Below are 22865 nucleotides of genomic sequence, written 5' to 3'. Positions count from 1 at the left end.
GGATCATGAAGTCGGCGCGCGTACCCGTACCCCTGTTGGTGCCTGCGGTCCTGGGTTTGGTCTTCTTGATCCTGCCGCTCGTGGGGTTGCTCGCGCGCACGCCGTGGGCGACCCTGTTCGACCGGCTCGGTGATCCGGGAGTGGTGACCGCGCTGCGGTTGTCGCTGCTCACCTCGACGCTGGCGACCGTGCTCTGCCTGGTGCTCGGCGTGCCGCTGGCGTGGCTGCTGGCGCGGGTGACGTTCCCCGGGCGGCGGCTCGTCCGGGCGCTGATCACCGTGCCGCTCGTGCTGCCGCCGGTCGTGGGCGGCATCGCGCTGCTGCTGGCGCTGGGCAGGCGTGGGCTGGTCGGGCAGTGGCTCGACGCGACGTTCGGGATCACGCTGCCGTTCACGACGGCCGCAGTGGTGATCGCCGAGTCGTTCGTGGCGCTGCCGTTCCTGGTGATCGCGGTCGAGGGGGCGCTGCGCGGGGCCGACAGCCGGTACGAGGAGGCGGCCGCCACGCTCGGCTCGAAACGCTGGACGACGTTCACGCATGTGACGTTGCCGCTGGTCGCGCCGGGGATCGCGGCGGGCGCGGTGCTGTGCTGGGCACGGGCGCTGGGGGAGTTCGGGGCGACGATCACGTTCGCGGGAAACTATCCGGGCGTCACGCAGACGATGCCGCTCGCCGTCTACCAGACCATGGAGAGCGGTGACCTGGAGGGAGCCGTCGTGCTGAGCCTGATCCTGCTGGTCGTGTCGGTCGCGATCCTGGCCGGGCTCCGCGACCGATGGCTGACAGCCCCGTGACGCTCCTCGACGCGCGCCTGGTGGTGCGGCGCGGCGAGTTCCGGCTCGACATCGGCCTGCGGATCGAGCCGGGGGAGACGGTCGCGCTGCTCGGGCCGAACGGTGCCGGGAAGACGACGGCGCTGCGGGCCCTCGCCGGTCTCGCACCGCTTCAGGACGGGCACCTCGTCCTGGACGGCCGGGACATCAGCGAGCTGCCGCCGGAGGAACGGCCGATCGGTGTCGTGTTCCAGGACTATCTGCTGTTCCCGCACCTCAGCGCCCGGGACAACGTGGCCTTCGGGCCCCGGCGGCACGGCATGGATCGCCGGTCGGCGCATGCGGTCGCCGATCGCTGGCTGGAACGCGTCGGGCTCGCCGAGCACGGCCGCCGTAAACCGCGCAACCTCTCCGGCGGGCAGGCGCAGCGGGTCGCCCTGGCGCGGGCGCTGGCCGTCGATCCGGTGCTGCTGCTGCTCGACGAGCCGCTCGCGGCCCTCGACGCACGGACCCGGCTGGAGACCCGTGGTGAGCTGCGGCGGCACCTGGCCGCCCACCCGGGGGCGACGCTGCTGGTCACCCACGATCCGCTCGACGCGCTGGTGCTCGCCGACCGGCTCGTGATCGTGGAGGAGGGCCGGGTGGTGCAGGAGGGCGACGCGGCGACGATCACGGCGCGGCCGCGCACCGACTACGTGGCCCGGCTGGTCGGGCTCAACCTCTATCGCGGGCGGGGGGACGGGCACTCCGTCGCGATTGCCGACGGGCTCGCGCTGACCAGTACCGACACCGTGGAGGGGGATGCCTTCGTCGCCTTCCCGCCGTCGGCGGTGGCGCTGCATCCGCACCGGCCGGAGGGCAGTCCACGCAACACCTGGGCGGCGGTGCTGGCCGACGTTCAACGGCATGGAGACAATCTGCGGGTACGGCTCGACGGGCCGATAAGCGTGGCGGCCGACATCACGCCGGCCGCCGCCGCCCAACTGCATCTGGAACCCGGCCGCGAACTCTGGGTGGCCGTGAAGGCCGCCGAGACCCGCGCCTATCGGGCCTGAATCAGACCCGGCACTGCCAGGTGGACGCGTCGTAGAAGTTCACGAAGCGGTTCAGCTTGGCGTAGCCGTGCGTCAGCTCGGTGCAGGCCGCCGCCACGTCGATGTCGTAGTAGGTCGGGCCGGCCCGGCTGTACTGGACGCAGTGCCAGTCGTACACCGTGGTGCCGAGCAGCGCGGCGTCGCTGTAGCCCTTGCCGGTGCAGTACTCGGCGAAGCGGGGCGTGACGACGTCCGGCTGGACCAGCCAGCACCGCACCGACGCCGGGTCGTGGAAGTCGGCGATGCGGTCGACGGCGTGCTCGGAGGCATACGCCGACTTGCAGGCCGCGTCGAACGAGAGGTCGCCCTCACGGTCGCCGCTGACGCAGTGCCAGTCGTAGGCGGTGGACCCGGTGAGGGTGGCGTCCGTGTAGCCGATCGACCGGCAGTAGGCGCCCAGGTCGAGCCCGCCGAGATCGGTGGGCGGGGGCGGCGACGCGGAGGCCGGTCCGCCGACCGCCAGAACGCCGGCGAGGCCCACGAGCAAGGCGAGAAAGAACTTGCTGACAGAGCGCGAACGCATAGCTCTCCTGAAAAGGGGCGATGTGACCCCGACAGCCTAATATGGATCAAGCTCTTTGCAAGTCCTTGCAGAAGTTGCGGTCTTCTTAACAGCTCATTCTCCGTGGAAGACCGGTGGACGGCGCTCCAGGCTCGCGGCGATGCCCTCGGCGCTGTCCCGCGTCGCCCAGTGGATCTTCTGCTCGGCGAGTTCGTGGTCCAGGGCGGCCCGCACCCGGTCGGCCAGCCCCGCCCGCAGCGTCGCCCGGATCGACCGGACCGCCAGCGGCGCCGACGCCGCGATCTCCGCCGCCAGTGCCCGCGCCGTCTCATGCAGCCGGCCCGGCTCGGCCAGCCGGTCGGCCAGACCGATCCGCATCGCCTCCGCGCCGTCGATCCGCCGGCCGGTCAGCAGCATGTCGGCGGCGGCCTGCCGCCCGACGATCTCCGGCAGCGTGACGCTCGTGCCGAACCCCTGATGGAAGCCGAGCCGGGCGAAGTTCGCCACGAACCGCGTCGACGGCTCGGCCACCCGGAAGTCGGCCGCGCACGCCAGGCCGAGTCCACCGCCGACCGCGGTGCCCTGCACGGCCGCCACGATCGGCGTACGCACGTCGAACAGTTGCGCCGCCCGCCGGTAGAGCCGCTCCGCCGCGGCCACGTGATCGCGCGCGAAGTCGCCGCCGCCGAAATCCGCGCCGGCGCAGAAGTGCCTGCCCTCCGACGCCAGCACGATCACCCGGCAGGCCGGGTCGTCGTCGAGGGTGAGCGCCGCGTCGACGACCTGCCCGATCAGCGCCTCGTCGAAATGATTGGCGGGCGGACGCCGCAGCTCGAGGCGGGCCACACCGTCGGAAACCGAGACCGATAGATCCACCGGCTCATCGTCGCACGCTCGGAGAACAGCATGATCGGCAGGAAGAGGCCTGTTCCCGATGTGAATCTGGATTTACATTGTGGGCACTTCTCCACCGAAGCAGGAGGCCCGCATCATGCTCACTCCGACTCAGATCGACGTCCTTCGCCTGCTCTGCGACACCGTGGTCCCCTCGATCGAACACCCCGGCGACAGCGACGGATTCTGGGCCCGCCGCGCCACCGACACCGGTGCCGACCAGGGCGTCCTCGCTCTCATCGCGGCCATGCCCGCCGAGCATCAGCAGGGTTTCGGCGCACTTTTCGACGCTCTCGACGCCAACGGCTTCCGGACCGCGCCGCAGGCGGCCCGCGAGCAGCTGCTCCGGGCCATTCCCGAGACCGGGCCGCTGGTCAGCATGATTCTGCTGATGGTCTACGGGATGCCCGGTGCGGACGGCCGGAACCCCAACTGGACCCGGCTCGGCTATCCCGGACCGATCGGTTCGGCGGCCGCGCGTGGCCGTACCATCGCGACTTTGAAACCGGCCGGAGACCTGGAGCTGGACGCCGACGTCGTGGTGATCGGATCCGGTGCCGGAGGCGGTCTGATCGCCGGGCGGCTCGCCGCCGGAGGCGCCCGGGTGGTGGTCCTGGAGGCCGGCCGGTACCGCACCGAGGAAGACTTCCACCAGCTCGAACTCCCCGCCTACCAGGCGTCCTACTGGCGTGGCGGCCCGACGCCGACGGGCGACATGAACATCAACCTGGTGGCCGGCGCCGGGCTCGGCGGAGGCACCGTGATCAACTGGACCAACTGCCTCAAGACCAGGGATGGGGTACGGCGGGAGTGGGCCGCCGAGCACGGTCTCACCGACCTCGCGACCCCGTCGTTCGACCACCACCTCGACGCCGTCTGGCGGGAGCTCTCGGTGACCGGCCGGTGCTCGGAGTTCAACGGAGTCCACGAGGCCATGCAGCGCGGCGCCGAGAAACTGGGCTGGTCGTTCGCCACGATCTTCCGCAACTGGGACGAGAAACGCCACGACGCCGCGGCCGCCGGCTACCTCGGTTTCGGCGACCGCTCCGGGGCGAAACAGTCGACCCTCAAGGTCTACCTGGAGCCCGCGGCCGAGGAGCACGGAGCCCGGATCGTCGACGGCTGCCGGGTGGACCGGATCCTGGTGTCCGGCGGACGCGCCGCCGGTGCCGTCGGGCACTGGACCAGCGAGGACGGCACCGACAGCGCCACCGTGACGGTCCGCGCCCCGTCCGTCGTCGTGGCTGCCGGCGCCCTCGAGTCACCCGGCGTGCTGCTGCGCTCCGGGATCGGCGGGCCGGCGGCCGGGAAGTATCTGCGGCTGCACCCGTGCACCGTCACCATGGGTGACTACGGCGACGACATGCGCGCGTGGTGGGGGCCGCCGCAGGCCGGGCTGGTCAACGAGTTCGCGGACGTCGAGGACGGGCACGGGTTCCTGATGGAGAGCGTGCAGTACGCCCCCGGGCTCGGCGCGTCGTCGGTGCCGTTCACCTCGCCCGCCGAGCACAAGGAGGCGATGTCGAAGTATCGCGGCTACGGCTCGTACATCGGCCTGATCCGCGACCGTGGGCACGGCTCGGTCACGCTCGACCCGGCCGGGAACACCGTGGCCTGGTACGACCTCACCGACGAACTGGACGTCCGCAACTCGCAGCGGGCCCTCGAGGCGCAGATCCGGCTGCACCACGCGGGCGGGGCGCGGGCCATCCAGGTGTTCGCGGCCGGTTTCGGCGCCTGGAGGCAGGGCGAGGACCTGGACGCCTACATCGCGGCGGCGCGGCGGTTGCCGCTCTCGGCCGGGGGCGCGACGCTCTTCTCGGCGCACCAGATGGGCAGCTGCCGGATGGGTACCGACCCGGCGACCAGTGTCGCCGACCCTCGTGGCGAGCTGCACGACACGCCCGGCGTGTGGATCGGTGACGCGTCGGCGTTCCCGACCCCGTCCGGGACCAACCCGATGATCACCATCATGGCCCTGGCCTCCCGGACCGCCTCCCACATCGCCACCTCCTGACAGCTGGATCAGAGGGCGGTCAGTTCTACGCGGCGGTTCTCGGCTCGGTGTGCCGGGGTGTCGTTCGGGACCCTCGGGCGGGCCTCGCCGTAGCCGGTCACCGTCATCCGGTCGGTGGGCACGCCCAGCTCCTCCAAGGCAGCGCGGACCGCGTCGGCGCGAACGCGGCTCAGGGCCAGGTTCGTCTGACTTCCGCCGCGGGAGTCGGTGTGGCCCTCGACGCGGATCCGGGCGTGCGGGTGCTGTCCGAGCAGGGCCGCCGTCCTTTGCAGTGCGGCTCGGGACTCGGCGGTCAGTCCGGCTTCGCCGGTTTCGAACACCAGCGGGGGTACGGCGGCGAGCTCCCGCCGCAGCCGGGTGTCGGCGACACCGGCGGCCAGGGCAGCCCTGACGCGCTCGGTCACGCGCCGCACGCTCGGCTGCGTCCGGTCGGGGATGGTCTGCGTGACTACCACGCGGGTCCGTACCGCGCGGACGCCGTCGACCGCCGCGACCACGTCGTGGGCGCGGGCCGACAGCGGCGCGGACGTCACGACCAGGCCGTCCCGGCCGATGAAGGTGACGCGCGTGTCCGGCTGACCGGCCGCGACCAGAGCCGCTGTGGCACGACGGGTCAGATCGGCCTCGATCCGCTGCCGGTTGGGGCCGAGCTGGCCCGCGATGACGGCGGCCAGTGCGAACAGCACGGTGAGGCCGAGGGCGATGCGGCGGCTCATCGGGTCGCACGCTCCGACGTCGCGTGCTCCGAGGGCGGCTGGTCCGGGGGCGGCTCTTCCTCCGGCGCCGGCGGGCGGGGCCGCGGGCTCGGGCGGCGGCCTCGTGGTGAGGCGGCGGCCGTCTGACGGGCTGCGGCTGTCTGGCGGGCGGTGGCTGTCTCACGGGCGGCGGCCAGGCGGGCGGTCAGCGCGGTGAACGCGGCCTCGTCGCCATCGGCGAGCAGGCGTGCCTGACGGCTCCAGGTGCTGAGATTCGGCGCGGAACGGAGTCCTGCGGCACTGATCGCGGCCCGTTTCGTGTCGTCGTCGCATTCCGCCAGATCGGCGAAGGTCCGAATACCGGCAGCACGCAGTGCATTCGCCAGTTCCGTACTGATTCCCTCGATGCGCTCCACATCTTCGTGGACAGGGGGCGTCGTTGGGGCGACATTTTCCCGAGGTTTCACGGAAAGGCGTCCCGCAATCACACCGAGAAGGAATGCGAGCGCGATGACGACGAGGGACTGGCCGACGAACCAGGCCACGCTGACCTCCGGAAACGCGTGGAAGACAGCGGTTTCCCGCGTTGCGGACCGCCACGACATGATCATGGTATAGCGTCGCTCGCCCCTTTACCAAAGGGACTGACGACGCCATTGCGTGAGTGCGCGGCTACAATTTCACGGGTTCAGGAAGGCCAGTTTCACGGCCGCGTCCCGGGCCAGCAGGAATCCGACGATGCCGACGATCCAGGCCAGCGTCTCGCTGTTGGTCATCCACTCGCTGATCCGGGCCAGCACCGGTTCGATCCGCTTCCCGGCGGCCAGCCGGACGGTCAGCAGCGCCAGCGCCGGCACGATCATCAGCAGGCAGTAACCCGCCAGTGTCACGGCGACCGTGGCGACGGGCAGCTGCGCCGTCGTGATCAGGCCGATCGCGGCGATGTACGGCAACATCGTGCCCACCTCCACCGCGGCGGCCGTCAGTGCCAGCCCGGCCAGTGGCAGCGCCCCGCCCTCGTCGTTCAGAGCCCGCTCCCGCCACCGCTGCATGCCGGTCCGCTCGCCCTTCTTCCGGTTCCGCCCCATCACGAAGCTGTAGAAGAACAGCGCCACACCGAGAACCAGCTGCGCCCACTGCACCGGGCGGGTGTCCAGGAACGCCGAGATCTGCGGGAGGAACGCGCCGGCACCGAGCGACACGACCAGGCCCAGCGCGAAGTAGAACGCGGCGACCGTACCGAGAAAGATCAGAATGCGAGCGGAACGCACCGGGCCCGGATGGAGCAGCAGCCAGATCGGGATCAGCAGGGTTCCGAAACTGGTGGAGTCGATCAGCGCGAGAACGGCCAGTGAGGCTACGAGGGCGGCATCCATACCCCTCACGGTGGACGAGACCCGCCCCCGCGCGCGTCGAACCAACGATGTGCGTCCGGCCGCGGCCTACAACTTTAGGCGGACGCCACGGTGATCGCCGACATGATGGGATGGCGGCGTGAACGTGCGGAACCTGGCCACTCCCGCCGCCAACCTCGGCATCGGCCTGGTGCTCAACGGGGTCGGCCTCACCGACGTGTGGGACATCCCGGAACTGCTGCCCGGCCTGTCCGACTGGTGGCACACGCTGCCGCTGGCCGCCGGGTGCCTCATCATGCTGGGCCGGCAGCGCCGTCCGATGATCGCGCTCGGCGCCGGCCTCGTCGCCTTCTCCGCCGACATGGCGCTCGGCGGCAGCATCGCGTTCGTCCTGGTGCTGTTCGACCTGCTGTTCTCGGTCGGCCGGTACGCCTCGGCACGGGCCCGCAACATCGTGACCAGCGTGGTCTTCGTGGCGATCGGAACGGCCGGCGTGGTCGGCGGTCTGGCCGCCGGTGAGATCCGGATCGCCGTGTTCGTCTGGCTGCAGCTGACGGCACTGCTGTTCGTGCCGCTGTGGTGGGCCGCCAACCTGCGCCAGCAGCACCAGCTCGTGTCCCTCGACGCCGAACGCACCGCCCGCGAGGCGGTCGCCGCGGAACGTACTTCCATGGCCCGTGACCTGCACGACGTCATCGCCGCGCACCTGGCCACCACGGCCATGCACTCCGGCGCCGCGCTCGCGATGCCGCCCGACGAGGCCCGCGACCGGGCCGCGCTGAAGGCCGTGCGCACGAGCAGCCTGGCCGCTCTGGAGGAGATGCGCTCGATGATCCTGCTGCTTCGCGACGACACCGGGCGCAAGGACGCCGTACTGCCCGGCGGCCTCGACCGGCTCCCCGACCTGGTGGCCGCCGCGACCGCGGGCGGGCTGCGCGTCGACGTACGCGCCGGGGACGTCTCCGGGATCCCGGTCGTGGTGGCGCACACCGTCTACGGGATCGTGCGGGAAGCGTTGACGAACGCCGGCAAGCACGCACCCGGCTCCGAGGTCAGCCTCGACGTGCAGCCGGAGGGCGACCGGATCGCGGTCACCGTCAGCAACACCCTGACCAGGGCGGATCTCGACCATCGGGCGCTGAGCGCGGGCACCGGGCTGTGGTCGATCCGGGAGCGGGCCGCCCTGCTCGGCGGGGAACTGACCGCCGCCCGCGACGGTGACCGCTGGACGGTCCACGCGAGCCTCCCGGCGAGCGCCGCATGATCCGGGTGCTGGTCGCCGACGACCACTCGGCGATCCGGGCCGGGATGCGGCTCATGCTGGAACAGGCCGACGACGTCGAGGTGGTGGGGGAGGCCGCTGACGGCGCGATCGCTGTCCGGCAGGCCGCCGCGCTGCGGCCTGACGTGGTGCTGATGGACATCCGGATGCCCGGCACCGACGGCATCCAGGCCACCCGCGAGATCACGGCCGCGGGGCTCGCCGACGTGCTGATCCTGACCACATTCGACCTCGACGAGTACCTGTTCGGCGCGCTGCGCGCCGGTGCGGCCGGATTCCTGCTGAAGTCGGTGGAGCCGTCGGCGCTGGTCGACGCGGTCCGGCGGGTCGCGGCCGGGGACGGGTTCCTCGCGCCGGAGGTGACGCGGCGTCTGCTCACGGCGTTCGTGGCGACGCCGTTGCCGTCCCGGCCGGCGCCGCCGTCGCTCGGCGAGTTGACCGCCCGCGAGCTGGACGTTCTGGCGGGTCTCGGGCGTGGCCTGTCCAACGCGGGGCTCGCGGCCGAGCTGACGATCACCGAGGCGACCGCGAAGACCCACGTGTCGCGGGTGCTGGCGAAACTCGGGTGCAGTTCGCGGGTGCAGGCGGCGATCCTGGCCCGTGAGGCCGGCCTGCTCTGACCCGGGGTTCCTCCGCGGCGTTAGCTGGGCTATTGAAGGTCCTGGCCCGCGAGCCGTACTGGGCGCACCGGCACTTCGCCGGTCACCGGGCACGGACGGCCGTGCCGGGCCCGACGGGGACGCGCTCAGATCGCCCCGCTCCGCCACCCACCGTCGCCTGCGGGCCCCGCACCACCGCGGGTCGTCCAGCGACCGCGACGGACGGTTCCGCGTGCCGCCGCCACCCGCTCGCAAACTGCGGAGCACACACTCGGGCCTCGTGTGTGCTCCCGACGTCGTCGGCAACGACGGTCCGGTCCCACACAGTGAAACCGTGGACGCTCGCCGTCGCCACCGCGACGTCAGGGTCGCGCGCAGCAGCTACGTGTGACCTCACCGCCGCAGCACCGGTCCCGCCACAACACCGCCCTCTCAGGCACCGCATCACGCGGCGCTCTTCAATCACCCAGGGAATCCGCTGCCACCCTCTGGCAGCTGGAATCCACGGCTGAGATACGGCCGGCGGCTCGCACCCTGACCGCGAAGGGCATTTTCGTAGTCGGGGTGTGAACCGGCGGGCCGCATCGGGGGTTTCGGATACGGCTGGCGGGTTCCCGGGACGGCTGTCTGGCTGAGTCGTCGGTGGTGCTCGGTCTGCGGCCGGCTCGGTGATATCGGTGTGAGTTACGGCTCGCGGTCCGCTACCGCCATTTTCGGGTCGGGCTGCGGGATATGGCTGCCTCCGGCGGCGGGAAGGGTTCGCCGGTCACGGCCGGGCGATCAAAAGGCGCTGGGAAGGGTTCGCCAGCCACCGCCGGACGCTCCACAGCCACCCGAGCCCGGCGCTGGGGCTGGCGGGCTGGACCCTGACTGCGAGAGGTGTTCTAGATCTAGACACCTTTCGCGGCCAGGGTCTGGTTGGGCTTGGTGGGGACAGTCCTGTCCCGGGCCGTCTGATCGCCCAGCCGTGGGCGGCGAACCCTTCCCCAGACGGTTGATCACCCAGCCGTGGGCGGCGAACCCTTCCCCAGACCGCCTGATCGCCCAGCCGTGGGCGGCGAACCCTTCCCCAGACGGTTGATCACCCAGCCGTGGGCGGCGAACCCTTCCCCAGACCGCCTGATCGCCCAGCCGTGGGCGGCGAACCCTTCCCCAGACGGTTGATCACCCAGCCGTGGGCGGCGAACCCTTCCCCAGACCGCCTGATCGCCCAGCCGTGGGCGGCGAACCCTTTACCGGTCCGGAGGCAGCGATATCCCGGAGCCCGGCTCCGAAAACGGCCCTAGTTGATCGTCCAGCACCGGGCCGCGGCGGTAACCGACCCCGCGACCTCGGAGCCACGACGGTAACGCCCGGCCAACAGCCGACCGAACGCCACCGACGGCTCAAACGAATGCGGCTGACGGGCCGCGAACCCCGACTGTAAAAGCTCTCTAGCTGCGGACGACGATGCCGAGGGCGCCGGCCAGCACGTACGAGAGGCCGATCAGATCGTCCGGGTGCACGATCGCTCCGGTCCAGCTCGTGATGCCGCCGACGCCGGCCAGTTCGCAGTGCTCGAAGCGGGCGCCCTGCATGGTCGCGCCGCTGAACTGGGCGCCGGTCAGATCGCAGTCGACGAATCGGGCGCCGCGCAGGTCCGCGTTCGAGAAGTCGGCGCCGGACAGGTTGCAGCCGGTGACCGCCACGGCGTCGAACCGGGCCATCCGCCAGTTCGTCAGGTCCAGCTTGCCGTCGCTGAACGTCACGTCCCGTAACAGGCCGCCGTTCCACGCCAGCCCGGTCATCCGGCAGCCGGCGACCGTGACGCGTTCCATCGTGGCGTTCTCGGCGCGCAGGTTCGACCAGTCCGAGCGCTCGACCACGCAGTCGGTCAGCCGCAGTTTCGGCAGGCTTGCACCGGCCAGCCGCGCCGATCGGAACCTGACCTGAGCGAACTCCACCGACTGGGCGAACACCCCGGACAGATCCGAGTCGGCGAACAGTACCTTCTCGTGCAGATCCTCCGACTCGAGGTCGAACGGAACCTCCGGAAGCTCCTCGGGCACGATGGGCGGCCGAGGCCCCGACGCTGACACCCCGAACCGTGACACGCGGACACCATACGCGAGACAGGACAGAGCATGGACGACGAGATCTGGGCCGCCGCACACCGCTGGCGCGAGCACCTCGACGCGCACAACGGCGCCGACCCGCTCGAGCTGACCTGCCGGATCATGAAGATCACCGAGGAGGCGGGCGAGGCGGCCCAGGCCTGGATCGGGGTGCTCGGCCAGAACCCGCGCAAGGGTGTCACCCACACCACCGACGACGTGGTGGGCGAGCTGGCCGACGTGGTCTTCACGGCCCTGGTCGCCATCGCGAGTCTCGGCGCCGACCCCCGCCAGGCGGTCCAGGACGTGGTCACGAAGGCTTCCGGCTACCTGCCCGCGTGAGGGACCGCCTCAGCCCGTGAGGCGCCTCGGCGGCCGGGACGGTCCGCCTCGTCGCGGGCGGAGCCCCGGGACGGTCCCGATTCGGCGGGACGGCGTAGGCCGTACCGGATTATTGGGGTGATGCTTTTCTCGGTGGGTGAGCCGAAGGGCGGGAGATCGGCAGGATCGGGTTAGATTTCTGACTTCGCCGGCCTTTAGCCGATCTTGGAAGGACGCCCCGTCGTGACCCTGACCCAGCACGCCCCCGCGCCGCACGAGACGCAGCCGAGCCCTGGAGACCAGGCCGTGCTCATCGTGCACGGCCGGGACCGGACCGGGATCGTCGCGACCCTGAGCAGTGTCCTGGGCCGGCACGGGGCGAACATCGTGTCGCTCGACCAGTACTCGGACAACCCGCAGGGTGGCGCGTTCTTCCAGCGCACGGTGTTCGGGCGCGCCGATCTCAAGGCGGCGCTGCCGGCGATCGAGGCCGACCTGCGCGCCGAGCTCGCCAACGGGTTCGACCTGGAGTACACCCTGCGGGACCTGTCGGTCCCCAAGCGCGTGGCGATCTTCGCGTCCAAGGCCGACCACTGCCTGCTCGACCTGCTGTGGCGTAACCGCCGGGGTGAGCTGCCGATCAACATCAGCATGGTCATCTCGAACCACGCGCACACCGCCGACGAGGTCCGCTCGTTCGGCATCCCGTTCTTCCACGTGCCGTCACAGGGCCCGGACAAGTCGGCCGCCGAGGCGCAGCATCTGCGGCTGCTGACCGGGAACGTCGACTTCATCGTGCTCGCCCGCTACATGCAGATCCTCTCCGGTGACTTCATCGCCGAGGTCGGCGTGCCGATCATCAACATCCACCACAGCTTCCTTCCGGCGTTCATCGGCGCCGACCCCTACGCGAAGGCCCAGCACCGGGGCGTGAAGCTGGTCGGGGCGACCGCCCACTACGTGACCGAGGACCTCGACGAGGGTCCGATCATCGAGCAGGACGTCGTACGGGTGAATCACGCGCACACCGTCGCCGAGCTCCGCCGCCGGGGCGCCGACGTGGAGCGCGCGGTCCTGTCCCGTGCCGTCCTGTGGCACGCCGAGGATCGCGTGATCCGCCACGGCAACCACACCATCGTCTTCCAGTAACCCCGGCGGCCGGGTCGGGCGTCAGCGGCGCCACCAATGGCGGCGGGTGGGCGGCAGCGCGCGGGCCAGGCCGCTCAGCAGGTCGTGCGGATGGCGAACGGTGACCGCGGGCGGGCGGCCGATGTCGGTCAGGGCCGCCGCCACCTGCGCGTCCGTCCCCACCTGGACGACCGCGTCGACCCGGTCCGCCCCGGCATCCGCGAGCAGCGTCTTCGCCGTGTCGGCCAGCCGGTCCAGGTGCACGGCCTTGGCCGCCGCCAGATCGTCGCGGGTCAGCACGACCGCCTGATGCGGTTCCGGCAGCAGCATCGCGGCGCGCGGCTGGACACCGAGGCGGGCGCGGGCGCGTTCGATCTCGCGGGCCAGCCGCCAGTCGTCCGGGTCGGCCTCCGCGCCTCCGCGGGCCGCGGCCACCCGCAGCAGGGCCTCGTCGACCGTGGGTGCGCCGGGCGCGCGGACCACGGCGGAGGCCACGTGCCGGCCGCCGTCGACGAGGGTCAGCTCCGGCCAGGCGGCACCGGCCACGCAGACCAGGGTCAGGCGGCCGCCGGAGCGGTCGGCCGCGGCGACGGCTGTGGAGACGATGCGGGGGCGGGGGAGCCCGGCGCCGTCGGCGGCCTGTTCGAGCCGGTCGCGGGCCGGCCGGTCCCAGTGCTGGGCGGTGACGACCGTGAGGGCGGCCGGGCGCCCGGTCCGGTCGGCGACGTGGGAGAGGACGGCGGCGACCGCGGCCGGTGGGCCGCCGTGCCGCAGCAGGGTCATCGGATCGGGCCGGTACGACTCGGGCTGGGCCAGGCCCGCGGTGAGGGCCGCGGTCCCGGCCGTGTAGACGCCGTCGTCCTGGAAGACCCCGCTGGGTGCCCGGGCCCGTCCGTCGAAGAGCGCTGCCTGTACGGAACCTCCTGACTCGTACACCGCGGTGATCCACCAGGCGGCTATGTCGACGACCACAAGATCCGTCGTAGGCATGTCCGGCAGTGTCTCAAATGGACGAATCTTCCGGCACTTCTTGTCCGGAATTTTCCACGCATAGTGATAGATCAGCAACGTGGGGTTATTCTGATCGGATCGTCTCCAGGCGGCGCAGGACCTCCTCCAGGACCGGCCGCGACGTCGCGAAGTTCAGCCGGGCGAAACCGGCGCCACCCGGCCCGAAGTCCGGCCCCGGGCTGAGCATCACCTTCGCCTCGGTGAGGACACGCGCCGCCGGGTCGTCCCCGAGCTCGTGCAGGTCGAGCCAGGCCAGATAGGTCGCCTCCGGCGGGCGCTGGCGCGGGAAGGCCTCGGCGACCAGCCGCCGGTTGCGGTCGAGCAGGCCGCGCACCTCGGTCAGCCAGGGGTCCCCGTGCTCCCAGGCGGCCACCGTGCCGAGCACCCCGAGCGTGCCGGGCTGGCCCAGCAGCATGGGCGGCAGCCGGTCCAGGGCCTCGCGGACCCGCGGCACCGCCACGTCGGCGACCGCACAGCGCAGCCCGGCGAGGTTGAACGCCTTGCTCGCCGAGTTCAGCGTGACCGTGCGCTCCGGCGCCAGCGGGGCGAACGGCAGGTGCCGGTGCGGATCGTGCACCAGGTCCGAGTGGATCTCGTCGGCGATGACCAGCACGTCGTGCTCGCGGGCCAGGGTGGCGATCCCGGACAATTCCCGCTCGGTGAAGACGCGGCCGGTCGGGTTCTGCGGATTGACCAGGATCAGCGCCGCGCAGCCCGCCAGGGGCGACGGGTCGAAGACGTGACCCTCGCCGCGGTCGGTCAGGGGGAGCGGGACGAGCCGGCGGCCCATCCGCTCGATCGTCTCCAGGAACGGCGGGTAGGACGGCGTGTGCATGGCCACCGCGTCGCCCGGCGCGGTCGTCACGTGCAGGACCGCTTGGAGTGCCTGGATGACCTCGGTGAACAGCCGGATGCCGGCCGGGTCGGGGCGGTGGCCGTGACGGCGGGCGGTGCGTTCGACGTACACGTCGATCAGCGGATTGTCGCGCGGATCGTCGTCCCAGGCCGGGTAGCCGAGGTCGCCGCCGGCCGCCGATCGGAGGGTCTCGCGTACCGGATCCGGGATCGGGAAGTCCATGTCGGCGACCCAGGCCGGGATCGCGCCGACTGCCGTTGCCTTGACCCACTTGAGGCCGGATCGTCCTGATAAGTCGGTCAGATCGAGTTCGTCCAGCATGAACGCAGGCTATGCCGGATCCTTCCGCCGGGCATCGACATAAAGCCCGGCCCCGGTGGCGATCGCGCCCGCGGCCTCCCACAACGCGACGCTCAGGAACTCGCCCGGCGCCACGTCGGTCAGCACGAGCGTGGTGAAGACCGTGAAGGTGAGCAGCCGGAACGGGACCGTGAACCGGAAGAACGGCCGCCACTCGGTGGCCGTGGCGACCAGGTAGTAGACGCCCATGTTCAGCGACGCCATCGACGAGGCGGTGGCGAAGACCCGGCCGTCGTCGCTCAGCGTCCCGAATCCGGCGCCGGTGGCCACGGTCTGCGGCGAGATCAGCCCGATGACTCCGAAGAGCACCGCCATGACGCCGAAGACGGCGATCGTCCAGCCCGCGAGCGACCGCGGCAAGATTCTCATCGGTCGACCTTAATGCTTGCGGCTACGAACTCTGCATGCCAGAGTTCTCTGCAGTGGAGAGGGGAGTGCGATGGTCGCCTATGACGGAGCCGAGCTCGATCAGCTACGGATGCGGGTGCGTGCCGCCCGGCGGGCCGGATCCATCCCGATGCTGGTGTTCGGGCTGACCACTCTGGTCTTCGCCGTCTACGACGGCCTGGTCGGGTACTACTTCGTGCCGATGCCGCTGCACTGGCCCCTGTGCAGCCTGACCGCGCTGCTCCTGCTCTGGCCGATCGAACGGGTCCGGTCGCGTCGCAGCGGGATCGGCGAGGGCCGGTTCACCTATCGGCGGGCCGCCGCCATGCTGGTCACCGTGCTCGTCGCCGGCAACCTTCTCTGGTTCCTGCCGTTCCTGCGGATGCTGTTGTGGCCGGCCAGCGTGCTGACGATCCTGGCGCTGTGGCAGCGCAACCGGCGGCTCGCGTGCTGGTCCGGCGTCATCGGCGGCATGATGATCGTCAACTGGTTCGCCGACCTGTTGCTGCTCAGCGGCCACTACCAGCCGATCTACATGGGTGCGGGCGGGGTGGCCCTGGTCCTTGCCGGGCTGGCCGAGCGCAACCACGAGCGGAGAATCGATTGAGCGAGGCGGACCGGCATCCGGCCCTGGATCTCGACGACCGGGTGCACCAGAAGACCCGGCTCGCGCTGCTGACCGTGCTCGACGAGGCCGGCCGGGCCGACTTCCCGTACCTCAAGAAGGTTCTCGGACTGACCGACGGCAACCTCGGCCGGCACCTCGAAGCGCTCGCGGGGGAGGGCCTCGTCGAGATTCAGAAGGGGCACGAGGGCCGTCGCCCCCGCACATGGGCGACGATCACCCCGCTCGGGCGGGAGGCGCTCGCCGCCGAGATGCGGGTGCTCGCCGCGCTGCTCCAGCGGTTCCGGGACAGTCGCGACGGTCAGGAACAGGCCGGCTCGTAAGGCAGCGTCGTGACGTGGGCCGGCCACTCCGCACCGGTGAGGCCGCCCTGCCGCAGGCACGCCTCGGCGAGTGGGTCACGCAACGTCATCTGCACGGCGCTGGTGTCCCAGACCGTGGTGCCACCCGGATCGGCGACGGCCAGCAGCGGTCCGCGCGGGCTGAAAGCGGCCGACGTCGGCTCACCCGGCAGCACCGCCACCAGCAGCGGGTCGGCGCCGGCGGGCAGGCTCCACAACTCGGTGCCGGCACGACCGGTGACGGCCAGGAGCGTACGGTCGGCGGACAGCGTGACGGCGCCGATCCCGGCGATCCGGCCGCCCGGCCGCGGCGCCGAACGCACCACCCTGGCACTCCCGTCGCGGCCGTTCCACGTCACGACCTCGCGATCCACGGTGACCACCGAACCGCCGCGCGCCTCCAGCGCCCGCACCCCACCCTGCGCCGCGAGCGCCGCGACACGCGACGGCGCGGCCGGGTCGGACAGATCCCAGACGGTCAGCGCCGACTCCGCGCCACCGTTGTCGTCGGCGATCACCAGATGGCCGGTGACCTGGTCGAAAGTGACCGAGGCGACGTAGGCGGCGGGGATCTCGGCGAGCATCTGAGGATTCCCGCCGGGGGACACCCGATGGATCTGCACCCGCTCCCCGTCACGCAGGACCGCGGCCAGCCCACGATCCGGGTCGGCGTCGACGACACCCTCCAGCAGGCGTCGCGGCTCGGCGCCGGACAGGTCGTAGACCGCACCGTTGGCGTAGAGCAGAGCCGCCCCCGGCCGGACCCGGGACGCACCCGACGCCCGGAAGCCGGCGCGACCCCGCACCGGCCGGTCCGGATCCCGGAGATCCCAGAACTCCACCCGTTCGCCGCCCAGCGCCGTCACCACCAGCACGTCCGATCCGGAGATCCCGACCAGCCGGATCGGGTCAGCGTCAGCGTCGAGCCGGGTCCGCCGCACCGGCGCGAACGGGGCGACCCGCCACAGCGCCGCCGACCGGAAGGCGCCCTGCCAGCCCGCGGTGAGCAGCCGGTTCCCGTCCGGCGTGAAGTCCACCGACGAGATCCATCCGCCGTCGCGGCGCAGGGTCCGCAGCGCCTGTGGCCTGGCCGCCTCGGCGACGCTCCACAGGCCCACGGTCCGCTGCTCGCTGCCGACCGCCAGCAGGCTCCCGGTCCGGTCGAACGCCAGCGCCGTGACCGTCCCGTCGTCGGCCGCGAACGTCGACAGCAGCCGTGGCTTCGCCGGATCGCCCAGGTCGTACAGCCGCACCCCGTCGCTGACCGTGGCCGCCGCCAGACGCTTGCCGTCCGGGCTGAACGCCAGGTTGATCACCGCGTCGGCGTCGGTGACGACCGAGAGCCGGCGCGGCGTACCCCGGGCCGCCCAGATCGTCAGCAGCTCTCCCTCGGCGACCCCGGCGAGCAGCGTGCCGTCCGGGCTGAGCCGGGCGCCGCCGCGTGTCGCCGTGCCCGCCGGGGTGCTCCACACCGACCTCGGCTGCTTCCGGTCCTGTACGTCCCACAGCTCCAGCCGGTCCGCGACGGTCAGCAGCCGTTCGCCGTCCCCGCTGAACTGCACCGCGTCCCACGCCTGCCCGCTCAGCTCGGCCAGCGGATACGCCCCGGCCGTGTCCCACAGCTGCAACCGTGCCCCGGCCGTCGCCACGGTCCGGCCGTCCGGGCTGAACGACAGATCGGTGGTCTCACCGCCGGCCGTCGCCAGCGCGCCCACCCGCGTGAACCGGCTGCCCTCCACCGACCACAGGCCGACGTCACCGGCGCCGGCGGCCGCCACCATCCGCCCGTCGCCGCGGAACTCGGTCGTGTACACCGCCTCGTCCGGGCTCAGCTCGCCGTCGTACCCGGTGGCCAGGGCGGCGTCGATCGCGGCCCGGCCGCGATCCGACGGGCTGATCGACTCGGCGCTCACCGCCAGCCGCAGCGCCAGGCCGGGATCGGTCTCCAGGGCCCGCCCCGACCGGTCCAGCAGATCACGCTGGACCAGGGCCCGGTCCTGCCGTTCCACCCGCTCCGTGGATCGGGCCAGCGCCATCCCGGACGCCGTCAGCAGGCCGGCCACCAGCGCGGCGGCCACCACACGGCCGATCCAGCGGCGAGCCGGACGGTTCCCGGCCCGCGCCGCGAGCGCCGCCCGCCGCAGCTCGGGCGTCATGTCCGGGCCCGGAACGTCCGGCCGCCCCGCTGACAGCAGGCCGTCCAGCAGCTGGTTCGCCGACGGGCGACGGGCCGGGTCCTTCTCCAGGGCGGCCGCGGCCAGAGGCCGCAGCGGCTCCGGAATCCCGGCCAGGTCCGGCGGCTGGGTCAGGATCCGGCCGATCGTGGCCAGCGGCGAACCGCCGTCGAACGGGGTCCGGCCGGTGGCCGCGAACCCGACCAGCACACCCCACGCGAACACGTCCGCGGCGGGCCCCACCCGGTCGCGGGCCGCTGTGTCCAGGCATTCCGGCGCGAGGTAGCCGATCGTGCCGACGACCTGGTCCGGTCCGGTCAGCTCGGCGCTCAGGTCGACACCGCGGGCGATCCCGAAGTCGATCACCTTGGGCAGTCCGACGGCGAGCAGCACGTTCGCCGGTTTCAGGTCGCGGTGCACGACACCCGCCCCGTGGATGGCGACCAGCGCCGTGGCCACGCCGACCGCTATGGCGTACGCCTCCGTCGGGGTGAGAGGACCGTCGTCGCGGACCACCTCGGCCAGGCTCGGGCCGTCCACATACTCGACGACCAGGTACGGCGGGATGTGCTCCAGATCGTCGTGCAGCACGGCGGCCGTGCAGAACGGCGGCACCTGACGGGCCCGGCGCACCTCGCTGCGGAACCGGGCCAGGAACTTCGGATCGGCGGCCTGCTCCGGCCGCACCACCTTGACCGCCACCCGCTGCCCGTCCGGTGAGAGCCCGAGATAGACGGTGCCCATCCCGCCGGAGCCGAGCCGGCCGGTGATCACATGCGCACCCAGCCGGTCCGGGTCGCCGGGCAGCAGCGGGGAGACGGGCACGCTCAGATCCCCGTCCCGGTGTGGCCCGCTTCGTGCCCCATGGGAAGAGTCTCGACACGACGCGGTACTCCCGTCAACGCCGTCGCCCGGCCGTCCCGATCACCCGCACGGGTGCCACGGAACGCGAAGTGTCGTACCCCCGTGATGGAATCCGGGCATGCCGACGCATCGCCTTCCCGCCGGCCGCCCGGCCACGGTCCGGGCCCGTCCGACGCATCCGATCGACGTGTTCCTGATCCTCGCCCACGGCGACCGTGTGCTGCTCGCCCTGCGCGACGGCACCGGCTACGCCGACGGCCTGTGGAATCTTCCGAGCGGCAAACTCGAGCACGGCGAGGACGCGCTCACCGCCCTGCGCCGCGAGACCACCGAGGAGATCGGCCTGCTCCTCGCCCCCGACGAGCCACGCCTTGTCACGACCGTCCACCACCGCACACCGGCCGGTCACACCCGCATCGGCCTGACATTCGCGGTCACCTTCGACCCAGTCCGGCACGGGCAACCGGTCAACGCCGAGCCGCACAAGTGCGCGGGCATCGAGTGGTTCCACTGGGACGCGCTGCCACCCGAGCTCCACTCCTATTCCGCGGCGTGCGTCGAGGCGTGGCGGGCGGCCGAGCCGTTGCGGCTCAGCGGCTGGTGAAAACCCCTCCCGCGGTACGTCCGAAGCAGTCGGCGGACAATCGACACCCATGCGTGACCGCCCACCGGGTCTGGCCGAGTCCGACCTGATCTCCGCACTGGCCGCCGGCTGGACCATCGAGACCCGTTCCCTCGACTACCTGCCGGTCGGTGCGGGCAGCTACCACTGGTCAGCCGTCGACCGCTCGGGCGATACCTGGTTCGTCAAGGTGGACAAGACCGGCTTCGACGACCTGCGGCGGTCGATGGAGACCGCGCTGACCCTGCACCGCGACGCCGGGCTCGCGTTCGTCGTCGCTCCTGTCCCGGCCGTCGACGGCGCCGTGCTGCGACGGCTCGGTCACCGATACGCGCTGGCGGTGTTCCCGATGATCGAGGGCGTCGCCGGCGAGTTCGGCCCGCACCCCGACGCCGATCTGCCCGAGATGACGGCCCTGCTCACCGCCCTGCACCGGGCCACCGACACGGTCGCACACCTCGCGCCGCGCGACGACCTGCGGCTCCCGGGCCGGGCCGGGCTGCTCGAAGCCCTGGCCGACCTGGACCGGCCGTGGACCTCCGGCCCGCACGCCGAACCGGCGCGTCACCTGCTCGGTCGTCATCAGGACCGGATCCGGCGGCGGCTCGCCGACTTCGACCGGCTGGCGCACCTCGTCGGAGAGACCGCGGCGGACTGGGTGATCACCCACGGCGAGCCGCATCCGGGGAACGTGCTGCGGACCTCCGGCGGTCTCCGCCTCATCGACTGGACGACGGCGCGGATCGCCCCGCCCGCCCGCGACCTGTGGATGCTGACCCCGGCGTTCGCCGGCCTGACCACCGGCTCCGCCGGCCTGACCACCGGCTCCGCCGGCCTGCCGTCCGGCATCGCTTTTCACCGTGTCCGGTGGGTGCTGGCCGATGTGGCCGCGTTCACCGCGGATCTGCGAGCCCCGCACGGCGACGGGGCGGACGCCGCCGCGGCCCTCCGTTACCTCACCGCTTACCTCGCGAAGCCACGACGCAGTCCCGCAGCGGGTCGTTCGGAATGATCTCGGCCTCCTCGAAGAGCTGTTCGAGGGCCTCGAGACCGTGCTCATGCCGATATCGCTTCTCCGCCGCGGTGATCGGCAGCAGCCACAGCAGCTGCGCGTGCCCGCCCGGCACCTCGCAGCGCTCGAACTCCGGCCCCCACGGGTAGGGCAGGCTGACCAGCAGATGATCACAGGCCGACCCCGGCTGCCACGGCCGCCCGATCGGGACGGTGTGACCGAGGCCGAGCGTGTAGTCGCCGCCGCTGGCGTGGTAGTAGCCGACCATGGACAGCGTCTCGATGTGGGTCACGTCGTCCACCCGCGGGGCGTGGAGCACGAACTCCAGTCCGTGCCCGTCCCGCTGAGTGGCCTCCCACAGGCCGGTCGTGGCATAGACCCAGCCCGGGCCCGGTGGAGTGAGGCGGACGATGTGCAGGTCGGGGACCAGGGCACGGGCCGGCCCCGGCGCCGGCGGTGAAACAACAGGCGGGCCACCGTCGAACCGGGTGGTCAGATGGTCGAACACAGCCTGCCCGGCAGGGGTCAGTTCATGATCCACGGCGGCAGTCTCGCACGATGCCCCGGCTCAGCGCCGCCGGCGGCTGAGGGCCGTGGTCCGGGTGGAGCCGGCCGTGGTTCAGCGCCGTCGGCGGTTCAGCGCCGTGACAACGCTCAGTGCGGCCGCGGCCAGGGCGCCGAGCACCAGGATCAGCACATACGGGTCGACCATCTCGATCCGGCTCTCGGGGATGCGCAACGCCTCGGGTGCCTGCGGAGTGACGTCCGGGACGATCGTGTCCGGCCCCCAGTGTGCGAGCGTCACCACCATCGCGAAGATCAGCCCCATCGCGGTGGCCGCGGCCAGCAGCGCGGCGAGCAGACGGCCCGGGCCACGACCGGACCCGGCGAACCCGGCGATCAGCGCGGCCGCCCCCGTGACGGCGAGCGCTGCTCCGGTCGACGGCGGAACGGGCGGCGCGACCAGCACGACGACCAGCCAGACCGCGGCCGCCGCCGCGCCGCTGCCGGCCCCGGTGAGCAGCTGCCTCGGGCCCACCACCGAGCGCCGGGGAAACAAGACGACCGGCGCGAGCACGAAGGCCGCCGTGATGCCGCCGATCACCAGGACCGCGTCGCCGGTCACGACCGTCCGGCGGGCGCCGGCTCCTGGCGGCGAACCATCTCCGCGATCCAGATCGGCGCGTACGGTGACGTGCAGTTCGGCGGCGTCGGATAGTCCTTCAGGACCTCCAGGCGCTCGCCGATGGCGACGGCCCGGGCCCGCTGATCGGCGTGCGAGATGCCGATCTGGGCCAGGCAGTGGTTCATGGCCCACTGCAGCCGGTCGGGGGCTTCCTTCATCCGCTGCTCGATGACGTCCAGCAGCCCGTCCAGGTCGAGTCCGGCGGGCTTCTTCGCGACCCGTTCGACGGTCAGCGCCCACCCGGCGCTCGCGACCACCGGGTCCTCGTCGGCCGACCAGTGCAGGCGCAGTTCCTCGGCGTGCGGGTTCTTCTTGACCACGTAGTTGACCAGCCAGTCCTGCACCTTCGGCGTACGCGCCTCGCGCAGCATGGTGTCGAGCTCGTCGCGCCCGAACGCCCGCGGCCGGCAGATGAGCAGTGCCACCAGCCGAGCCGCCGAGTCGCCGGTCGCCCACAGCGCGACGGCGAGGTCCTGCTGGGTCTTGAGCCGTTTCGCGATCGCCCGCAGAGCGCCGAGGTTGACCCCGTGGTCGTCACCGTGCCGCTCGTTGACCGCGCGGGCCTTCGGGTCATCGAGCGTGGCCAGTTCGGCCAGCACCTCGGCCACCATCGTCTCGATCACCGCGTCCTCCGGGCCGTCGTCGTGAACAGGTGACCAGGATGCCACGGCCGG

General features: G+C 72.0%; 24 protein-coding genes. 11 read left to right on the top strand and 13 right to left on the bottom strand.

Annotation, left to right across the window (positions count from 1 at the left end; all coding sequences use genetic code 11):
- The first annotated feature begins 5 nt into the window (after positions 1-5).
- The gene (locus tag CLV67_RS35870; protein ID WP_106326551.1) at positions 6-794 is read left to right on the top strand and encodes an ABC transporter permease; all 789 of its coding nucleotides are present in this window, start codon (positions 6-8) and stop codon (positions 792-794) included.
- Positions 776-1828, top strand: coding sequence for an ABC transporter ATP-binding protein (locus CLV67_RS35865; protein WP_203737152.1), 1053 nt, complete (start codon positions 776-778; stop codon positions 1826-1828). Before CLV67_RS35870 ends, CLV67_RS35865 begins: the two co-directional genes overlap by 19 nt.
- A 1-nt stretch (position 1829) precedes the next feature.
- Here CLV67_RS35865 and CLV67_RS35860 read toward each other — a convergent pair whose 3' ends face one another.
- Positions 1830-2390, bottom strand: coding sequence for a hypothetical protein (locus tag CLV67_RS35860; protein ID WP_106326549.1), 561 nt, complete (start codon positions 2388-2390; stop codon positions 1830-1832).
- Between the two features lie 93 nt (positions 2391-2483).
- Entirely contained in the window at positions 2484-3245 is a 762-nt protein-coding gene (locus CLV67_RS35855) for an enoyl-CoA hydratase/isomerase family protein (protein ID WP_106326547.1), read from the bottom strand.
- A gap of 115 nt (positions 3246-3360) precedes the next feature.
- On the opposite strand from CLV67_RS35855, the gene CLV67_RS35850 reads away from it, so the two are divergent.
- Complete coding sequence (locus CLV67_RS35850; protein ID WP_106326667.1) at positions 3361-5280, top strand: GMC family oxidoreductase N-terminal domain-containing protein; 1920 nt, start codon at positions 3361-3363, stop codon at positions 5278-5280.
- An 8-nt stretch (positions 5281-5288) separates the two neighbouring features.
- Here CLV67_RS35850 and CLV67_RS35845 read toward each other — a convergent pair whose 3' ends face one another.
- From CLV67_RS35845 to CLV67_RS35835, 3 genes are all read right to left on the bottom strand, one after another.
- Positions 5289-5996, bottom strand: a complete 708-nt coding sequence (locus CLV67_RS35845; protein WP_106326545.1) for an OmpA family protein — start codon at positions 5994-5996, stop codon at positions 5289-5291.
- Positions 5993-6586 carry a DUF4332 domain-containing protein gene (locus CLV67_RS35840; RefSeq protein WP_146169418.1) on the bottom strand — a complete coding sequence of 198 codons (594 nt, stop codon included), beginning with the start codon at positions 6584-6586 and terminating at the stop codon, positions 5993-5995. The genes CLV67_RS35845 and CLV67_RS35840 overlap by 4 nt, the downstream gene beginning before the upstream one ends.
- A 69-nt stretch (positions 6587-6655) precedes the next feature.
- Positions 6656-7351, bottom strand: a complete 696-nt coding sequence (locus tag CLV67_RS35835) for a GAP family protein (RefSeq protein ID WP_106326541.1) — start codon at positions 7349-7351, stop codon at positions 6656-6658.
- 118 nt (positions 7352-7469) lie between these two features.
- Here CLV67_RS35835 and CLV67_RS35830 point away from each other — a divergent pair, with 118 nt between their 5' ends.
- Both CLV67_RS35830 and CLV67_RS35825 read left to right on the top strand, forming a co-directional pair.
- Positions 7470-8594, top strand: a complete 1125-nt coding sequence (locus tag CLV67_RS35830; RefSeq protein ID WP_106326539.1) for a sensor histidine kinase — start codon at positions 7470-7472, stop codon at positions 8592-8594.
- On the top strand, positions 8591-9232 hold the full coding sequence (locus CLV67_RS35825) for a response regulator (protein WP_106326537.1): 642 nt from the start codon (positions 8591-8593) through the stop codon (positions 9230-9232). The genes CLV67_RS35830 and CLV67_RS35825 overlap by 4 nt, the downstream gene beginning before the upstream one ends.
- 1412 nt (positions 9233-10644) lie before the next feature.
- Here the strand turns inward: CLV67_RS35825 and CLV67_RS35820 are convergent.
- A complete protein-coding gene (locus tag CLV67_RS35820; RefSeq protein WP_106326535.1) occupies positions 10645-11304 on the bottom strand; it encodes a pentapeptide repeat-containing protein in 660 nt (219 codons plus the stop codon).
- A 30-nt stretch (positions 11305-11334) separates the two neighbouring features.
- On the opposite strand from CLV67_RS35820, the gene CLV67_RS35815 reads away from it, so the two are divergent.
- Positions 11335-11646, top strand: a complete 312-nt coding sequence (locus tag CLV67_RS35815) for a MazG-like family protein (protein WP_106326533.1) — start codon at positions 11335-11337, stop codon at positions 11644-11646.
- A gap of 222 nt (positions 11647-11868) precedes the next feature.
- On the top strand, positions 11869-12774 hold the full coding sequence (gene purU, locus CLV67_RS35810) for a formyltetrahydrofolate deformylase (RefSeq protein ID WP_106326531.1): 906 nt from the start codon (positions 11869-11871) through the stop codon (positions 12772-12774).
- A gap of 21 nt (positions 12775-12795) precedes the next feature.
- Here purU and CLV67_RS35805 read toward each other — a convergent pair whose 3' ends face one another.
- From CLV67_RS35805 to CLV67_RS35795, 3 genes are all read right to left on the bottom strand, one after another.
- Entirely contained in the window at positions 12796-13743 is a 948-nt protein-coding gene (locus tag CLV67_RS35805; RefSeq protein WP_146169417.1) for an Hsp70 family protein, read from the bottom strand.
- Positions 13744-13828: 85 nt separating this feature from the next.
- On the bottom strand, positions 13829-14941 hold the full coding sequence (locus CLV67_RS35800; RefSeq protein ID WP_106326527.1) for a MalY/PatB family protein: 1113 nt from the start codon (positions 14939-14941) through the stop codon (positions 13829-13831).
- Positions 14942-14950: 9 nt separating this feature from the next.
- On the bottom strand, positions 14951-15349 hold the full coding sequence (locus CLV67_RS35795; protein ID WP_106326525.1) for a hypothetical protein: 399 nt from the start codon (positions 15347-15349) through the stop codon (positions 14951-14953).
- A 70-nt stretch (positions 15350-15419) separates the two neighbouring features.
- On the opposite strand from CLV67_RS35795, the gene CLV67_RS35790 reads away from it, so the two are divergent.
- Together CLV67_RS35790 and CLV67_RS35785 are read left to right on the top strand one after the other, a co-directional pair.
- The gene (locus tag CLV67_RS35790) at positions 15420-15974 is read left to right on the top strand and encodes a hypothetical protein (RefSeq protein ID WP_106326523.1); all 555 of its coding nucleotides are present in this window, start codon (positions 15420-15422) and stop codon (positions 15972-15974) included.
- Positions 15971-16315 (top strand): transcriptional regulator, encoded by a 345-nt coding sequence (locus tag CLV67_RS35785; protein WP_106326521.1) that lies wholly within the window; start codon positions 15971-15973, stop codon positions 16313-16315. Before CLV67_RS35790 ends, CLV67_RS35785 begins: the two co-directional genes overlap by 4 nt.
- Here the strand turns inward: CLV67_RS35785 and CLV67_RS52860 are convergent.
- Complete coding sequence (locus tag CLV67_RS52860; protein WP_146169416.1) at positions 16294-19332, bottom strand: serine/threonine-protein kinase; 3039 nt, start codon at positions 19330-19332, stop codon at positions 16294-16296. The two genes, CLV67_RS35785 and CLV67_RS52860, sit on opposite strands and share 22 nt — an antisense overlap.
- Positions 19333-19489: 157 nt before the next feature.
- Here CLV67_RS52860 and CLV67_RS35775 point away from each other — a divergent pair, with 157 nt between their 5' ends.
- Together CLV67_RS35775 and CLV67_RS35770 are read left to right on the top strand one after the other, a co-directional pair.
- On the top strand, positions 19490-19975 hold the full coding sequence (locus CLV67_RS35775; protein WP_106326518.1) for an NUDIX domain-containing protein: 486 nt from the start codon (positions 19490-19492) through the stop codon (positions 19973-19975).
- Between the two features lie 49 nt (positions 19976-20024).
- Positions 20025-21005 carry a phosphotransferase gene (locus CLV67_RS35770; RefSeq protein ID WP_106326515.1) on the top strand — a complete coding sequence of 327 codons (981 nt, stop codon included), beginning with the start codon at positions 20025-20027 and terminating at the stop codon, positions 21003-21005.
- Here the strand turns inward: CLV67_RS35770 and CLV67_RS35765 are convergent.
- From CLV67_RS35765 to CLV67_RS35755, 3 genes are all read right to left on the bottom strand, one after another.
- Entirely contained in the window at positions 20950-21546 is a 597-nt protein-coding gene (locus tag CLV67_RS35765) for a suppressor of fused domain protein (RefSeq protein ID WP_106326512.1), read from the bottom strand. The two genes, CLV67_RS35770 and CLV67_RS35765, sit on opposite strands and share 56 nt — an antisense overlap.
- A gap of 78 nt (positions 21547-21624) precedes the next feature.
- The gene (locus CLV67_RS35760) at positions 21625-22131 is read right to left on the bottom strand and encodes a hypothetical protein (RefSeq protein ID WP_106326510.1); all 507 of its coding nucleotides are present in this window, start codon (positions 22129-22131) and stop codon (positions 21625-21627) included.
- Positions 22128-22802, bottom strand: coding sequence for a DNA alkylation repair protein (locus tag CLV67_RS35755; RefSeq protein ID WP_106326664.1), 675 nt, complete (start codon positions 22800-22802; stop codon positions 22128-22130). The genes CLV67_RS35760 and CLV67_RS35755 overlap by 4 nt, the downstream gene beginning before the upstream one ends.
- Positions 22803-22865 lie beyond the last annotated feature (63 nt).

The organism is Actinoplanes italicus (genome assembly GCF_003001815.1).
GTDB classification, from domain to species: Bacteria; Actinomycetota; Actinomycetes; order Mycobacteriales; family Micromonosporaceae; genus Actinoplanes; species Actinoplanes italicus.
Note: the sequence above shows the minus strand (reverse complement) of the source record. Positions and strands in the feature narration are given on the sequence as shown.

What these genes read in the sequence shown, in the direction of transcription:
- CLV67_RS35870 (WP_106326551.1), top strand. Translation starts at nt 6, where the DNA reads ATGAAGTCGGCGCGCGTACCCGTACCCCTGTTGGTGCCTGCGGTCCTG.
- CLV67_RS35865 (WP_203737152.1), top strand. Translation starts at nt 776, where the DNA reads ATGGCTGACAGCCCCGTGACGCTCCTCGACGCGCGCCTGGTGGTGCGG.
- CLV67_RS35860 (WP_106326549.1), bottom strand. Translation starts at nt 2,390, where the DNA reads ATGCGTTCGCGCTCTGTCAGCAAGTTCTTTCTCGCCTTGCTCGTGGGC.
- CLV67_RS35850 (WP_106326667.1), top strand. Translation starts at nt 3,361, where the DNA reads ATGCTCACTCCGACTCAGATCGACGTCCTTCGCCTGCTCTGCGACACC.
- CLV67_RS35845 (WP_106326545.1), bottom strand. Translation starts at nt 5,996, where the DNA reads ATGAGCCGCCGCATCGCCCTCGGCCTCACCGTGCTGTTCGCACTGGCC.
- CLV67_RS35840 (WP_146169418.1), bottom strand. Translation starts at nt 6,586, where the DNA reads ATGATCATGTCGTGGCGGTCCGCAACGCGGGAAACCGCTGTCTTCCAC.
- CLV67_RS35835 (WP_106326541.1), bottom strand. Translation starts at nt 7,351, where the DNA reads ATGGATGCCGCCCTCGTAGCCTCACTGGCCGTTCTCGCGCTGATCGAC.
- CLV67_RS35825 (WP_106326537.1), top strand. Translation starts at nt 8,591, where the DNA reads ATGATCCGGGTGCTGGTCGCCGACGACCACTCGGCGATCCGGGCCGGG.
- CLV67_RS35815 (WP_106326533.1), top strand. Translation starts at nt 11,335, where the DNA reads ATGGACGACGAGATCTGGGCCGCCGCACACCGCTGGCGCGAGCACCTC.
- CLV67_RS35805 (WP_146169417.1), bottom strand. Translation starts at nt 13,743, where the DNA reads ATGCCTACGACGGATCTTGTGGTCGTCGACATAGCCGCCTGGTGGATC.
- CLV67_RS35800 (WP_106326527.1), bottom strand. Translation starts at nt 14,941, where the DNA reads ATGCTGGACGAACTCGATCTGACCGACTTATCAGGACGATCCGGCCTC.
- CLV67_RS35795 (WP_106326525.1), bottom strand. Translation starts at nt 15,349, where the DNA reads ATGAGAATCTTGCCGCGGTCGCTCGCGGGCTGGACGATCGCCGTCTTC.
- CLV67_RS35790 (WP_106326523.1), top strand. Translation starts at nt 15,420, where the DNA reads ATGGTCGCCTATGACGGAGCCGAGCTCGATCAGCTACGGATGCGGGTG.
- CLV67_RS35775 (WP_106326518.1), top strand. Translation starts at nt 19,490, where the DNA reads ATGCCGACGCATCGCCTTCCCGCCGGCCGCCCGGCCACGGTCCGGGCC.
- CLV67_RS35770 (WP_106326515.1), top strand. Translation starts at nt 20,025, where the DNA reads ATGCGTGACCGCCCACCGGGTCTGGCCGAGTCCGACCTGATCTCCGCA.
- CLV67_RS35755 (WP_106326664.1), bottom strand. Translation starts at nt 22,802, where the DNA reads ATGGTGGCCGAGGTGCTGGCCGAACTGGCCACGCTCGATGACCCGAAG.